Below are 13,724 nucleotides of genomic sequence, written 5' to 3' on the forward strand. Positions count from 1 at the left end.
GCCCCACCGGACGGCGGCCTCACGGCGGCCGTGCGACGGCCGTGCGGCCGGGCCGCGCCGCACAGGGCTCCTGGACTGCCGTCCGGCGCCCGTGCGGCGGTGCCTATCCGGCGTTCGTGGAGAAGAGCCCGCCGGTGGGGCCCTGCTTGTCGCCGCCCTGGGCCTTCTTCAGGGCGTTCGCGAGACCCTCGATGGTGAGCGACTGGAGGATGACGCGTCCGTCGCCCTCCAGCGTGGCCAGGGAGAGGCCCTCGCCTCCGAAGACGGCGTTCATCATGCCCTGCCGGTTGAGCCCGCCGATGCGCTGGACGCCGTACTCGATGCCCTCCTCGAAGGCGACGATGCAGCCGGTGTCGACCTCGATACGGCCGCCGAAGTCGGCCGGGTTGAGGTCGATGAAGTTCCCCGCGCCGCAGATGATCACGGTGCCGCGGCCGGTGAACTTCTCCAGGATGAAGCCCTCACCACCGCTGCGGCCCGTCCGGCCGCCCTGCCAGGCGATCCCGAAGTCGACCGTGGACTCCGCCGCCACGAACGCGTCCTTCTCGGCGAACCACGCGCGGGTGCCGTTCAGCTCAAGGGCGCGCATCTCGCCGGGGAGCACCCCCGCGAAGCCGACCGTGCCCTCGCCGCCGGTGGCCGCGAAGTACTGGAAGGCGAGCGACTCCCCCGCCAGCGCCCGCTGGCCGACCTGCATCGCGGTGCCCATGGCCTGCCTGAGGATCCCTCCCATGCCGCCTGCCTGCCCCGGCTGACCGCCCTGGCCCTGCTGCTGCCCGCCGCCACCGCCGGGCCCGGAGAGACGGGTCTCCATGCTCACGTTCGAGGTCTTGAAGAGGAACTTCCCGGCCTCGCAGTAGACGGTCTGGCCGGGCTGAAGGCTGACGACTGCCATCTGCATGGCATTGCCGACGATCTCTTGCTGGAGGGTCACGGCCGGTTCTCCTTGGGGCGGTGGCGGGGCAGGTACGTCCGTACCGGCAGGTGAACGGCCGGCACCTGCCGTCCGGTTCCGGATTCGCGGTCTGTTTCCCGCCGGTACGGGTGGCCGTCCGCCGCTTTGCTGGACCTGCGAACACTACCGACGGAACGAAGGGGCGGGGGACACCATGTCTTCTCCTGGCAGGACTCCGGACAGGGCGGCGCTGGACGGCCGGGTGGCGCTGGTGACGGGCGGCAGCCGCGGGATCGGGGCGGCCGTGGCGCTGCGGCTGGCCCGCGAGGGCGCGGACGTCGCGATCACCTTCGAGCGCAACGAGGCCGCGGCCGACGAGGTCGTCGCCGGGATCAGGGCAGCCGGCCGGCGGGGGCTCGCCCTGCGTACGGACGCGGCGACCGCCGTGGCCCGCACCGCGGCGGAGTTCGGCGGGCTCGACATCCTGGTGAACAACGCCGGGGTCGGCGTCCTGGGCCCGGTCGGCGACCTCACGGCGGCTGATGTCGACCGTACGCTCGCGGTCAACGTACGGGAGGTCTTCCTCGGCTCACAGGCCGCGGCGGCGGTGCTCGGGCCGGGCGGCAGGATCATTTCGACCGGTTCGGCGCTGACCCGCTTCGCGGGCGGTCCCGGCGCCACCCTCTACGGGCTGAGCAAGGCGGCACTGACCGGGCTGACCAGGTCGCTCGCCCGGGAGCTGGGCGATCGGGGCATCACGGTCAACGTGATCCAGCCGGGCCCGGTCGACACGGACCTGAATCCGGCGGACGGCCCGTACGCCGGGCCCCAGCGCGCGGCGACGGCGCTGGGGCGCTTCGGTACGGCCGACGAGGTGGCCTCGCTGGTGGCCTATCTGGCAGGCGACGAGGCCGGGTACGTGACGGGGGCCGAGCTGCTGGTGGACGGCGGGCACGCGGCGTAGCACCCGCATAGGCCACCGCCCCGGGTGCCGGTCCGTGCGAACCGTCACCCGGGGCGGACCGGCACCCGCGCGGAGCGGACCCGGGTCGGACCGGCACCCGGGCGAACCGTCACCCGGAACGGGGAGGCCGCGGGCTCAGCGGTCGGCGGGCTCAGCCGTTGCGGGCCCAGCCGTTGCGGGCCCAGCCGTTGCGGGCCCAGCCGTTGCGGGCCCAGCCGATGCGGGCTCAGCCGTTGCGTTCGAGCAGCCGGCCGACCGGCTCGCCCGGGACGCCGTCCTCGGCGATCCGTACGCCCCGCAGCCAGGTGGAGCGCACCACGCCGTAGAGGGTCTTGCCCGCGTACGCCGTCACCTGGTTCCGGTGGTACAGCTCCGCCGGGTCGACGGTGAACGTGTCGTCCGGCGCGAGCACCGCGAAGTCCGCGTCCCGGCCGGCCTCGATCGCGCCCTTGGCCGAAAGACCGGCGAGCGCGGCAGGCGCCGTGGACATCCAGCGGACCACGTCGTCGAGGGTGTGGCCCCGCTCGCGGGCGGCCGTCCAGATCGCCGGGAGGCCCAGCTGGAGGGAGGAGATCCCGCCCCAGGCGTCGGCGAAGTCGGGGGTCTTGAGGTCGGTGGTGCAGGGCGAGTGGTCGGAGACGATGCAGTCGATCGTCCCGTCGGCGAGCCCCTGCCACAGCGCGTCCTGGTTGGCCGCCTCCCGGATCGGCGGGCAGCACTTGAACTCCGTTGCCCCGTCCGGGACTTCCTCGGCCGTCAGGGTCAGGAAGTGCGGGCAGGACTCCACGGTGACCCGGACGCCCTCGCGCTTGGCGGCGGCGATCAGCGGCAGCGCGTCGCTGGACGAGAGGTGCAGGACGTGGATGCGCGCGCCCAGCCGCCTGGCGAGTGCGATGAGGCCCTCGATCGCCGCGTTCTCGGCGGCACGCGGGCGGGAGGCCAGGAAGTCGGCGTACTGCGGGCCGCTGCGCTGCGGGGCGTCGGCCAGCTGGTGCGGGTCCTCGGCGTGGACGATCAGCAGCCCGCCGAAGCCGGCGATCTCGGCCATCGACCGGGCGAGCTCCTCCTGGTCGAGCTCGGGGAACTCCTCGACGCCCGACGGCGACAGGAAGCACTTGAAGCCGAACACGCCGGCGTCGTACAGCGGGCGCAGGTCCTTGACGTTGGACGGGATCGCGCCGCCCCAGAAGCCGACGTCGATGTGCGCCTTGCTGCGGGCCACGTCCTGCTTGGTCCGCAGGTTGTCGGCGGTGGTGGTCGGCGGCAGCGAGTTGAGCGGCATGTCGAGGAGCGTGGTGATCCCGCCCGCGGCCGCGGCCCTGGTAGCGGTCCAGAAGCCCTCCCACTCGGTGCGGCCCGGGTCGTTCACATGGACATGGGTGTCGACGAGGCCGGGGAGCAGCACGTCGTCACCGAAGTCCGTCAGCCGGGCGCCGTCCGGCACCTCCGCGTCGTAGGGCAGCACTGCTGCGATCTTCCCCTCGGCGACGGCGACCGATGCGGCGCGTGTCCCCTGGGGGGTGATGACACGCGTCGAGCGCAGTACCAGTTCGGTGGTGGACACCCGGGCCCCTCTTTCCATATAGCGAAATTCAACTTCCAGTAATGGAGTGTTCGCCGCGCATCCTGACTCGTCAAGGCTGAACCGGCCGCCTGGATGATTCCACAAAGCAAAAGCCAAATTTCGACCACCGGAATGTGCTTCTCGTGGTGGCTCTGGGTCCGGATCGTACCCATCGGACGTCCTGATCCGGACAAAGGGGTCCTGACCGGCCCCGACGCCTGCCGCCTAGGGGGATACCGCGGACTACGGCCCGGTAGGCTGGCGCCTTGCCCCGCCCGCCTCGAAAGGACCGCCGCCGTGCCGCAGTCCCACGCCAGCGCACCCGACGCCAAGACCGCAGCACCGAGCGGTGGCGTCCAGTCACTGGAGCGCGCCTTCGATCTGCTGGAGCGGATGGCCGACGCCGGTGGCGAGGTCGGCCTGAGCGAGCTCTCGGCCGCCAGCGGTCTGCCGCTGCCCACGATCCACCGGCTGATGCGCACCCTGGTCGCCTGCGGCTACGTACGCCAGCAGCCCAACCGGCGCTATGCCCTGGGCCCCCGCCTGATCCGGCTCGGCGAGTCGTCGGCCCGGCTGCTCGGGACCTGGGCCCGCCCCTACCTCGCACGGCTGGTCGAGGAGACCGGCGAGACGGCGAACATGGCCCTGCTCGACGGGGACGAGGTCGTGTACGTCGCACAGGTCCCGTCGAAGCACTCCATGCGGATGTTCACCGAGGTGGGACGGCGGGTCCTGCCGCACTCCACCGGCGTCGGCAAGGCGCTCCTCGCGTACACCCCGCCGCCCGAGGTCAGGGCGCTCCTCGCACGGACCGGTATGCCGGCCGCCACCGAGAAGACGATCACCACGCCCGAGGGATTCCTGGACGCGCTGGAGGTCGTGCGGCGCGCGGGCTACGCGGTGGACGACAACGAGCAGGAGATCGGGGTCCGCTGCCTCGCGGTCCAGGTCCCCAACTCCCCCACGGCCGCAGCGATCTCGATCTCGGGTCCGGCGGGCCGGGTGACGGAGGAGGCCACCGAGCGGATCGTGCCGATCCTCCAGGGCATCGCCCAGGAACTCTCGACCACGCTCGCGAGCGCGGGGCCCCAGCAGGTCTGACCGCGTGGGGGCCCCGGCGGATCCGGTCCGGCGGGCGCCCCGGCGGATCCGGTCAGGTTTTTCGGACGTTCAGCCGAACCGGACGGCCGGCAGACCGGCATGGCCGGCGACCGGCGCGCTCAACCGGCCGATGCGTTCGACCCACCGATGGGCTCAGTCAGCCGATGGCTCAACCAGCCGACGGACTCAACCGGCCGATGGCTCAACCAACCCGCCGGGTTCGGCCGGCCGACGGGCGCAGCGTCCGGCGCGCTCAGCCGACCGGCACCGTCAGCCGGCCGTCCGCCATCGACACCGTCCGGTCCATCCGGTCCAGGTGCGTGTGGTCGTGCGTGACCAGCACCGTCGCGGTCCCGCGCGCCCGGGTCAGCGTGACCAGCAGGTCCAGCACCCCGGCGCCCCGCTCGTGGTCGAGGGCGCTGGTGGGCTCGTCCACCAGCAGCACCGACGGCTCGTTCATCAGCGCCCGGGCGATGTTGACCCGCTGCCGCTGACCGCCGGAGAGCTGGTGCGGACGCCTGCCCGCCTGGTCGGCGAGGCCCACCGCGTCCAGCAACTCCACCGCGCGCTCGCGGACTTGGGCGGTCGACCGGCCCGCGAGATGCGCCATCACCTGGAGCTGCTCGGCGGCGGTCAGCGCGGGCAGCAGATTCGGCTGCTGGAAGACGATCCCGATGCGTTCACGCCGCAGCACCGCCTTCTCGGCCCGGCTCAGCGCGGCCGTGTCCGCGCCGTCGACGACCACCCGGCCCCGTTCGGGGGTCACCAGCGTCGCCGCCACCGCCAGCAGGCTCGACTTGCCGGAGCCGGAAGGCCCGACCACCGCCGTCAGCGAACCGGCCGGGACATCGAGGGACACCTCGTCGAGCGCGACCACCCGGCCGTCCCCGTCCGGGTAGGTCAGTGTCACATCGTCCAGGGTCAGGGTCATCGTGCGCTCCCGAGAGCAGTCAGCGGGTCGACGGCGGTGATCCGCCGGATGGACAGAGCGGCGCCGAGCACCCCGAGGGCGACTATCACGGCGGCGGGGACCAGGACGGTCAGCGGATCGAGTACGAAGGGGACGCTCGCCGGCACGACGGCGCCGATCCCGCCGGCGATGGCGGTGCCCAGCAGCGTCCCGGCCAGCAGCATCAGCACCGCCTGGCCGAGCGCGTCACGCAGCAGATACCGGGTGGAGGCGCCCAGCGCCTTCAGGACGGCGATGTCGCCGCTGCGCTGGATCGTCCAGACCGTGAAGAACGCGCCTATCACCATGGCCGAGATGACGAAGAGGAAGCCGCGCATCAGCTGGAGCGAGCCGTTCTCCGCCTGGTACGAGGGGAGCGCGCCCAGCGAACCGTCCCGGGTCAGCGTCGTCGTACGGGCCGCCCGGTCCCCCTTGCCGATGTCGGCCCCGTCGGTGGTCAGGGCCACCACGCTGGCCTGCTCCCCCTTGCCGAGGGAGGTCCAGGCGACGGGGGTGTGACTGTACGAGTCGTCCCCGGCGACCGCCTTCACCGTCAGCTTCCTGCCGGACAGCGTGACGGTGTCCCCGGCCGCGGCGCCCAGGTCCTTCGCGGCGCCGGTGGACAGCACCACACCGGAGCGCCCCGGGTCCTCGGGCGCAAGCCCGGAGCCGGGCCGCACCCCGAAGTCGGAGACCGCGGCCGTACGGTTGCCCGCTTCGGCGTTGGCGGTGTCGATGGCCACGGGCTGCGCGCTCTTCACACCGGGCTGCGCGGCCCAGGTCCGCCAGGCGCTCTCCGGCAGCTGCGATCCCGAGAAGGACGCGGACTGCCCGGAGGGCGGCGCGGCGAAGGCCAGGTGGTCGGCGGACAGGTTGGTGATGGCCGATGTGTTGTCCTTGGCCAGCCCGGCGGTCAGTCCGGACAGCAGGCCGACCAGCAGGGTGATGAGCACGATCACCGTGCCCATCAGGGCGAACCGCCCCCGGGCGAATCTCAGATCTCTCCATGCAACGAACATGTGCTCAACCCTGCTGGCCACAGGGGTGCGTGGGCATCGCGCCACGGATGGCTTCGCGAGGATCAAAAGACGGAGCCGGCAATCAAACTTTCGATTGAGGGCGTTCCGGGACGATCCGCCTAGGCTGGGAGGATCATGGATCCTCGTGCACTGACCCCGGCGCTGCTCGTCCTGCGGCTCTGCCTCCATCTGCTGATGGCAGGGCTGCTGGTGCTGGCCGCGGCGCGGGCCCTCACCGACCACACGGCGAACGCGCCGGCGGTGGTGACAGCGGCCGCGGTCATGGGCGCGGTGTACGCGGCGGGCACGCTCTGGCCGTCGGTACGGAGCTCGCGCCCTTCCGCCGCCCTCTGGCTCGGGGTGCTGGGTCTCGCGTGGCTGGGGCTGCTCGTGGTCTCGCCCGACGGGCTGTGGGTGGCGTTCCCGCTGTACTTCCTCCAGCTGCATCTGCTGCCCGTGCGCTGGTCGGTACCGGTCGTGGTGGTCACCGCCGGTGCGGCCATCGCGGCCTATGTGGGGCACGGTGCGGCGCTGAATCCGGGCGCGTTCATCGGGCCGCTCCTCGGTGCGGCGGTCGCCGTCGCCACCGTCCTCGGCTACCAGGTGCTCTACCGCGAGAGCGAGAGCCGCCGCAGGCTCATCGAGGAGCTGATCTCGACCCGGGCCGAACTCGCCGAGGCCGAACGGACCGCGGGCACCCTCGCCGAGCGGGAGCGGCTGGCCCGGGAGATCCACGACACGCTCGCCCAGGGTCTCTCCTCCATCCAGCTGCTGCTGCGGGCGGCCGGGCGCACTCTGCCCGCCGACGCCCCTGCCGCCGCCCACATCGAACAGGCCAGACAGGCCGCGCAGGACAATCTGGCCGAGGCCCGCCGCTTCGTCCGCGCACTGTCACCGCCCGCCCTTGAGCACGGTTCGCTGGCGGCCGCGCTCGACCGCCTGTGCACCGGCGGGCCCGGACCCCGTGTCCGCTTCTCGACCAGCGGTACGCCGGTCGAGCTGCCCACCCCGTACGAGGTGGCGCTGTTGCGGATCGCGCAGTCGGCGCTGGCCAACACGGTCCAGCACGCCGGGGCGTCCCGCGCCGAGATCACCCTGAGTTTCATGGAGACCGCCGTCGCGCTGGACGTCGTGGACGACGGGTCCGGCTTCGATCCGCTGTCCGCCGGTGCCGCGTCCGGCGACGCGGGCTTCGGCCTGCCCGCCATGCGGTCGCGCGTCGAGTCACTGGGCGGCACCTTCGCCGTCGAGTCCACACCGGGCCAGGGGACGGCCGTCGCGGTCACGCTGCCGCTGCCCGAATCCGAAGAGGCGCCCACGTCCGAAGGCGTGTCCCCATGACGGACAACACGACGGAAAACATGACGGAAAAGGTGTCCCCATGACGATCCGGCTCCTCCTCGCGGACGACCACCCGGTGGTCAGGGCCGGGCTGCGCGCCGTCCTCGACACCGAGCCCGGCTTCCGGGTGACCGGGGAGGCCGCTACCGCCGAACAGGCCGTCGAGCTGGCCGCTTCCGGGGAGTTCGACGTGGTCCTGATGGACCTCCAGTTCGGCGCGGGCATGCACGGCTCGGAGGCCACGGCCGCCATCGCCGCCGTCGAAGGGGCGCCGCGGGTCCTGGTGCTGACGACGTACGACACGGACGCGGACATCCTGGCCGCGGTCGAGGCCGGTGCCAGCGGCTATCTCCTGAAGGACGCCCCGCCGGAGGAGCTGGCCGCCGCCGTGCGGACGGCGGCGGCGGGGCGCTCGGCGCTGGCGCCCGCCGTCGCTCACCGTCTGATGGACCGGATGCGGGCGCCCGGCGAGTCGCTCACCCGGCGGGAGCTGGAGGTGCTGCAGCTGGTCGGGGACGGCCTGTCGAACCAGCAGATCAGCAAGGCGCTGTTCCTCAGCCAGGCGACGGTGAAGTCCCATCTGGTGCACATCTACGCGAAGCTGGGTGTGGACTCCCGTACGTCAGCGGTGGCCGTGGCCTCGGCGAAGCGGCTCATCCGGCGTGCCGGTGGCTCAGCACATTGACCACCTGGCCGTTCGGATCGCGTACGAAGAACCGCCGTACGCCCCACTCCTCGTCCGTCAGCGGGTGCACGATCTCCGCCCCCGAGGCCAGCACCGCCGTGTGCACCGCGTCCACGTCGTCCACCTCGACGGAGAGGTCGGGCCGCACGGCGGCGCTCGCGTCGTGCGTGGTGAGGGTGAGCTGCGCCGTGGGGTTGACGGACGAGGCGAGCGTCATGACCCAGCCGTGGTTCATGACCTCGCCGAGCCCGAGCAGACCGTAGAAGTCCCGGCTCTCGGCCATGGAGCGCGTCGTGATGTCCGGCACCACCCGGCGCACGGACATCAGGAGCCCGAGCCGAAGAGCTCCACCGCGTTCCGCACCTCGGAGAGGGAGACCGCGAGTGCGCTGACCGAACCGATCGCGCCGGCGACCAGCAGCAGCGAGCGACGCAGCCGCAGGATCTCCGGCACTCCGCTCCTGGCCATCGCCTCCAGAGCGGCCAGTTCGTCCTCGGCGATGGCACGGTCGGGGAACTGGGCCGGGTGGGCGGCCAGTTCACGGCGGAGGCGGGTGACCGACGAGCTGAGCTCCGTCACTCTCGGATCCGCACCGGCGCCCGTGACGCGTTTCTGCCCCGCACTTCGCAACAAAGCTCCCCCTCGCACAACTCTGTGCTGGCCATTCCCTACGGTTGATCGACCGTGTGGCGCTGGTCGGACACCGCGGGTCACGAGTCAGTTAACGCCACCGCGCGTCGTTCTCGCCACTCCACGACGGGAATTCAGCCGGACGGGGTGGTGTCCATGAGGTATCCAGTCCCGATGCGACACGAAGGCGGAACCAAGTGAACAACACAGACACGGGGACGGGTTCCCCGGAGCCGGGACACGGTCACGGGCACGACCGGACGGCCGGCCCGGTGGTCGCCGGACTGCTGCTCGCGGCGGGCGGGGGCCGCCGGCTGGGCGGACGCCCCAAGGCGCTGCTCGAACACCGCGGCCGGCCACTGGTCGAGCACGCGGTCCGGGTGCTGCGCGAAGGGGGCTGCGGACCGGTGCATGTCGTCCTGGGCGCCGCGGCGGACGACGTACGGAAGCGGGCCGAGCTGTCCGGCTGCGTACTGGCCGACAACCCGCGCTGGGAGGAGGGCATGGGGTCGTCGCTGCGCGCCGGGCTCACGTCGCTCGCCGGGTCGGGCGCGGACGCCGCCCTCGTCCTGCTGGTCGACCAGCCGGGGATCGGGGCGGCAGCGGTGGCCCGGGTACGGGAGGCGGGCGGTTCCGCGACGAGCCTGGTGGCCGCCGCGTACGGGGGCAGGCGCGGCCATCCGGTGCTCTTCGGCGCCGAGCGCTGGGCGGACATCGCCCGGACGGCGGCCGGGGACCGCGGGGCCCGCGATTACCTCAGGGCCCACCAGGATGCGATCACCCTGGTGGAGTGCTCCGATATCGCCGAGGAGTACGACATCGACACCGTCGAAGACCTGTTCCACTTGGAGTGACCGGCCTGGCACTCTGCGACGACTTCTGTCGATCCGAAGAATCTCGATGTCAACACAGCGTTGAACTTCCACCATGAGGAAACTAGTATCCACACGTCAGAAGCGCTCTGTGCCTCACAGAGCGCCCGCGACCGTATCGCGACCCCATGGCACTCCGTGCCACCATGAGAGTCCTGCGGCCGTCAGGTACTGCCCGCTGAAGGAGTGACAGCTCATGTCCGCACCAGCGCCGTCTCCGCTGGCCATCGTCGATGCCGAGCCCCTGCCGCGGCAGGACGAGGTCCTCACCGATGCGGCCCTGGCCTTCGTGGCCGAGCTGCACCGGCGGTTCACCCACCGCCGTGATGAGCTGCTCGTCCGCCGTGCTGAGCGCCGCGCCGAGATCGCCCGGACGTCCTCGCTCGATTTCCTCCCGGAGACCGCGAGCGTCCGCGACGACGACAGCTGGAAGGTCGCACCGGCTCCGGCCGCGCTGAACGACCGCCGCGTCGAGATCACCGGCCCGACCGACCGCAAGATGACCATCAACGCCCTGAACTCGGGCGCCAGGGTCTGGCTCGCAGATTTCGAGGACGCGTCCGCCCCCACCTGGGAGAACGTTGTCACCGGCCAGCTCAATCTGACCGACGCCTATGAGCGCCGGATCGACTTCACGGACCCGAAGTCCGGCAAGTCGTACGCACTGAAGCCCGCCGACGAACTCGCCACCGTGGTGGTGCGCCCGCGCGGCTGGCACCTCGACGAGCGCCACCTCGTCCTCGACGACCGCCCCGTCCCCGGCGCGCTGGTCGACTTCGGCCTGTACTTCTTCCACAACGCCAAGCGCCTCATCGAGCTCGGCAAGGGCCCGTACTTCTACCTGCCGAAGACCGAGTCCCACCTGGAGGCGCGCCTCTGGAACGAGATCTTCGTCTTCGCGCAGGACTACGTCGGCATCCCGCAGGGCACGGTCCGCGCGACCGTCCTGATCGAGACGATCACGGCCGCGTACGAGATGGAGGAGATCCTCTACGAGCTGCGCGACCACGCCTCCGGGCTGAACGCCGGGCGCTGGGACTACCTGTTCTCCATCGTCAAGAACTTCCGCGACGGCGGCTCCAAGTTCGTCCTGCCGGACCGCAATCTGGTCACGATGACGGCGCCGTTCATGCGCGCGTACACCGAGCTCCTGGTGCGCACCTGCCACAAGCGCGGCGCACACGCCATCGGCGGTATGGCCGCCTTCATCCCGTCCCGGCGCGACGCCGAGGTCAACAAGGTGGCCTTCGAGAAGGTCAAGGCGGACAAGGACCGCGAGGCCGCCGACGGCTTCGACGGCTCCTGGGTCGCGCACCCGGACCTGGTGCCGATCGCCATGAAGTCGTTCGACGCGGTCCTCGGCGAGAACCCGAACCAGAAGCAGCGGCTGCGCGAGGACGTCGCGGTGGCACCCGGTGACCTGATCGCGATCGACTCCCTGGACGCCAAGCCGACGTACGAGGGCCTGGTCAACGCGGTCCAGGTCGGTATCCGCTACATCGAGGCGTGGCTGCGCGGCATGGGCGCCGTGGCCATCTTCAACCTGATGGAGGACGCCGCGACGGCGGAGATCTCCCGCTCGCAGATCTGGCAGTGGATCAACGCGAACGTGGTCTTCGAGAACGGCGAGCACGCGACGGCGGAGCTGGCCCGGAAGATCGCGGCGGACGAACTCACCGCGATCGAGAAGGAGATCGGCGCGGAGGCGTTCGCCGCGGGCAAGTGGCAGCAGGCACACGACCTCCTGCTGACGGTGTCCCTGGACGCCGACTACGCGGACTTCCTGACGCTGCCGGCGTACGAGCAGCTGGGATAACCGAGCACCACCACGCATCCGACCGGGGCAGTCCCGGGCGCCGCACGGCGCCCGGGACTGCCCCGGTTTTCGTTTCCCCGGCTGCGTTGACCGGTCCCGCGCGATGAACCACAGTGGGCGGAAATAAAGCGGACGAAATCCCTCCGGAACGCCCCGGCCCCTCACCCCACGCGCATCCGCGAGTCCTCCGCGACCCCTCCGCAGCCTCTCCGCGACGCGTCTACGACCGCGCCCACCAGGCAAGTTCGGGAAAACCACAAACCCTTGACAGCCCACTTGGACGAATCTAGCCTTGCCGCATCCCGATATCCATATTCCACATTGTGGAATTCATTCAAGGATGAGTGGCCCGGTGACGAGTGCAGACACGCCCGTGGAACCGCCCCGATCGACACCGGCCGTGGGCACCACCGATATCGCTGCCGACATCGCCGGCGCACCCCCGCTGAGCCCCCGCCTGTACAACGACGACCTGGCGCCGACCGAGGTCCACGGGCGCCGCTGGGGCAGCTACAACATCTTCACCCTGTGGGCGAACGACGTGCACAGCCTGGGCAACTACACCTTCGCCACCGGGCTGTTCGCCCTCGGGCTCGGCGCCTGGCAGGTGCTGCTCGCTCTCGCGATCGGCGCCGCACTGCTCTTCGGGATACTCAACCTCTCCGGGTACATGGGCCAGAAGACCGGCATCCCGTTCCCGGTCATGAGCCGTATCAGCTTCGGTGTACGGGGCGCGCAGATCCCCGCTCTCATCCGCGGCGCCGTCGCCATCGCGTGGTTCGGCATCCAGACGTACCTCGCGTCCCATGTGCTGAACGTTCTGCTGATCACGCTGCACCACCCGCTGGCCGGGCTGTCCGAGAACTCCTTCCTCGGTCTGTCGACGCTCGGCTGGATCTCCTTCGGGTTCCTGTGGTGCGTACAGATCGGCATTCTCATGTACGGCATCGAGATGGTCCGGAAGTACGAGGCGTTCGCGGGGCCGGTCATCCTGTTCACGCTCTCCGCGCTCGCCGTCTGGATGTTCTGGAAAGCGGGCGGCTCCATCGCGCTGTCGAACAACCACCCGCTGAGCGGCGGGAAGATGTGGCGCGAGATCTTCGCGGGCGCCTCGCTGTGGGTCGCCATCTACGGCACGTTCGCGCTGAATTTCTGCGACTTCACCCGGTCCTGCACCCATAAGAAGTCGATCACCATCGGCAACTTCTGCGGCATTCCCGTGAACATCATGCTCTTCGGCACGATCACCGTCGTGCTGGCCGGGGCGCAGTTCCGGATCAACGGGAAGGTCATCAACAGCCCGGCGGACGTCGTACAGGCCATCCCCAACACCTGGTTCGTGGTGCTCGCCTGCCTGGCGCTGATCATCCTCACGGTCGCGGTGAACCTCATGGCCAACTTCGTGGCCCCGGCATACGCGCTGGCCAATCTCTTCCCCAAGCACCTCGACTTCCGGCGGGCCGGGATCGTCAGCGGTGTCATCGGCATCGTCATCCTGCCGTGGAACCTCTACAACAACCCGACCGTCGTGAACTACTTCCTGGGCGGTCTCGGTGCCTTCCTCGGCCCGCTGTTCGGCGTGATCATCGCCGACTACTGGCTGATCAGGAAGGGCCGGGTCAATGTGCCCGAGCTGTACACCATGGAGCCGTCGGCCGCGTACCACTACACACGCGGCGTGAATCTGCGCGCCATCGCCGCCTTCGTGCCGGCGGCCGTCGCGGCCGTCGTCTGCGCCCTCGTACCGCTGTTCTCCGCCGTCGCGCCGTTCGCCTGGTTCATCGGCGCCGGTATCGCCGCCGCCGTGTACGTCGCCGTCTCCGAGCGGAACGTCAGCCACCAGGACGTCCCCGGCGCGGCCATCGCCGTGCCGAGCGTGCACTGACAC

General features: G+C 70.9%; 13 protein-coding genes. 7 read left to right on the forward strand and 6 right to left on the reverse strand.

Translation table 11 applies throughout. From position 1 onward, the window contains the following. Nucleotides 1-103 precede the first annotated feature (103 nt). Nucleotides 104-934, reverse strand: coding sequence for an AIM24 family protein (locus G3I19_RS12090; protein WP_164263043.1), 831 nt, complete (start codon nucleotides 932-934; stop codon nucleotides 104-106). Between the two features lie 175 nt (nucleotides 935-1,109). Here G3I19_RS12090 and G3I19_RS12095 point away from each other — a divergent pair, with 175 nt between their 5' ends. Beyond that, nucleotides 1,110-1,859, forward strand: coding sequence for an SDR family oxidoreductase (locus G3I19_RS12095; protein ID WP_164263045.1), 750 nt, complete (start codon nucleotides 1,110-1,112; stop codon nucleotides 1,857-1,859). Between the two features lie 226 nt (nucleotides 1,860-2,085). On the opposite strand, the gene allB is transcribed toward G3I19_RS12095, so the two are convergent. Further along, on the reverse strand, nucleotides 2,086-3,423 hold the full coding sequence (allB, locus tag G3I19_RS12100) for an allantoinase AllB (protein WP_343235075.1): 1,338 nt from the start codon (nucleotides 3,421-3,423) through the stop codon (nucleotides 2,086-2,088). A 297-nt stretch (nucleotides 3,424-3,720) separates the two neighbouring features. Here allB and G3I19_RS12105 point away from each other — a divergent pair, with 297 nt between their 5' ends. Then, nucleotides 3,721-4,524 carry an IclR family transcriptional regulator gene (locus tag G3I19_RS12105; RefSeq protein WP_164263049.1) on the forward strand — a complete coding sequence of 268 codons (804 nt, stop codon included), beginning with the start codon at nucleotides 3,721-3,723 and terminating at the stop codon, nucleotides 4,522-4,524. Nucleotides 4,525-4,777: 253 nt separating this feature from the next. Here G3I19_RS12105 and G3I19_RS12110 read toward each other — a convergent pair whose 3' ends face one another. Beyond that, nucleotides 4,778-5,455, reverse strand: coding sequence for an ABC transporter ATP-binding protein (locus G3I19_RS12110; protein WP_164263051.1), 678 nt, complete (start codon nucleotides 5,453-5,455; stop codon nucleotides 4,778-4,780). Further along, a complete protein-coding gene (locus tag G3I19_RS12115) occupies nucleotides 5,452-6,492 on the reverse strand; it encodes an ABC transporter permease (RefSeq protein ID WP_164263053.1) in 1,041 nt (346 codons plus the stop codon). Before G3I19_RS12115 ends, G3I19_RS12110 begins: the two co-directional genes overlap by 4 nt. 135 nt (nucleotides 6,493-6,627) lie before the next feature. On the opposite strand from G3I19_RS12115, the gene G3I19_RS12120 reads away from it, so the two are divergent. Further along, nucleotides 6,628-7,833 (forward strand): sensor histidine kinase, encoded by a 1,206-nt coding sequence (locus tag G3I19_RS12120; protein ID WP_164263055.1) that lies wholly within the window; start codon nucleotides 6,628-6,630, stop codon nucleotides 7,831-7,833. Between the two features lie 40 nt (nucleotides 7,834-7,873). Next, complete coding sequence (locus tag G3I19_RS12125) at nucleotides 7,874-8,518, forward strand: response regulator transcription factor (RefSeq protein WP_164263057.1); 645 nt, start codon at nucleotides 7,874-7,876, stop codon at nucleotides 8,516-8,518. Here G3I19_RS12125 and G3I19_RS12130 read toward each other — a convergent pair. Next, nucleotides 8,487-8,843, reverse strand: coding sequence for a VOC family protein (locus G3I19_RS12130; RefSeq protein WP_164263059.1), 357 nt, complete (start codon nucleotides 8,841-8,843; stop codon nucleotides 8,487-8,489). The two genes, G3I19_RS12125 and G3I19_RS12130, sit on opposite strands and share 32 nt — an antisense overlap. Continuing rightward, nucleotides 8,843-9,151: a DUF5955 family protein gene (locus tag G3I19_RS12135; protein WP_164263061.1), complete on the reverse strand. Its 309-nt coding sequence runs from the start codon at nucleotides 9,149-9,151 to the stop codon at nucleotides 8,843-8,845. The genes G3I19_RS12130 and G3I19_RS12135 overlap by 1 nt, the downstream gene beginning before the upstream one ends. Before the next feature lie 281 nt (nucleotides 9,152-9,432). On the opposite strand from G3I19_RS12135, the gene G3I19_RS12140 reads away from it, so the two are divergent. From G3I19_RS12140 to G3I19_RS12150, 3 genes are all read left to right on the forward strand, one after another. After that, nucleotides 9,433-10,002, forward strand: coding sequence for a nucleotidyltransferase family protein (locus tag G3I19_RS12140; protein WP_164263108.1), 570 nt, complete (start codon nucleotides 9,433-9,435; stop codon nucleotides 10,000-10,002). Nucleotides 10,003-10,216: 214 nt separating this feature from the next. Continuing rightward, nucleotides 10,217-11,836 carry a malate synthase A gene (gene aceB / locus G3I19_RS12145; protein WP_164263063.1) on the forward strand — a complete coding sequence of 540 codons (1,620 nt, stop codon included), beginning with the start codon at nucleotides 10,217-10,219 and terminating at the stop codon, nucleotides 11,834-11,836. 400 nt (nucleotides 11,837-12,236) lie between these two features. After that, the gene (locus tag G3I19_RS12150; protein ID WP_343235077.1) at nucleotides 12,237-13,721 is read left to right on the forward strand and encodes an NCS1 family nucleobase:cation symporter-1; all 1,485 of its coding nucleotides are present in this window, start codon (nucleotides 12,237-12,239) and stop codon (nucleotides 13,719-13,721) included. Nucleotides 13,722-13,724 lie beyond the last annotated feature (3 nt).

Source organism: Streptomyces sp. SID10853 (genome assembly GCF_010548145.1).
In the GTDB taxonomy this organism is placed as follows: domain Bacteria; phylum Actinomycetota; class Actinomycetes; order Streptomycetales; family Streptomycetaceae; genus Streptomyces.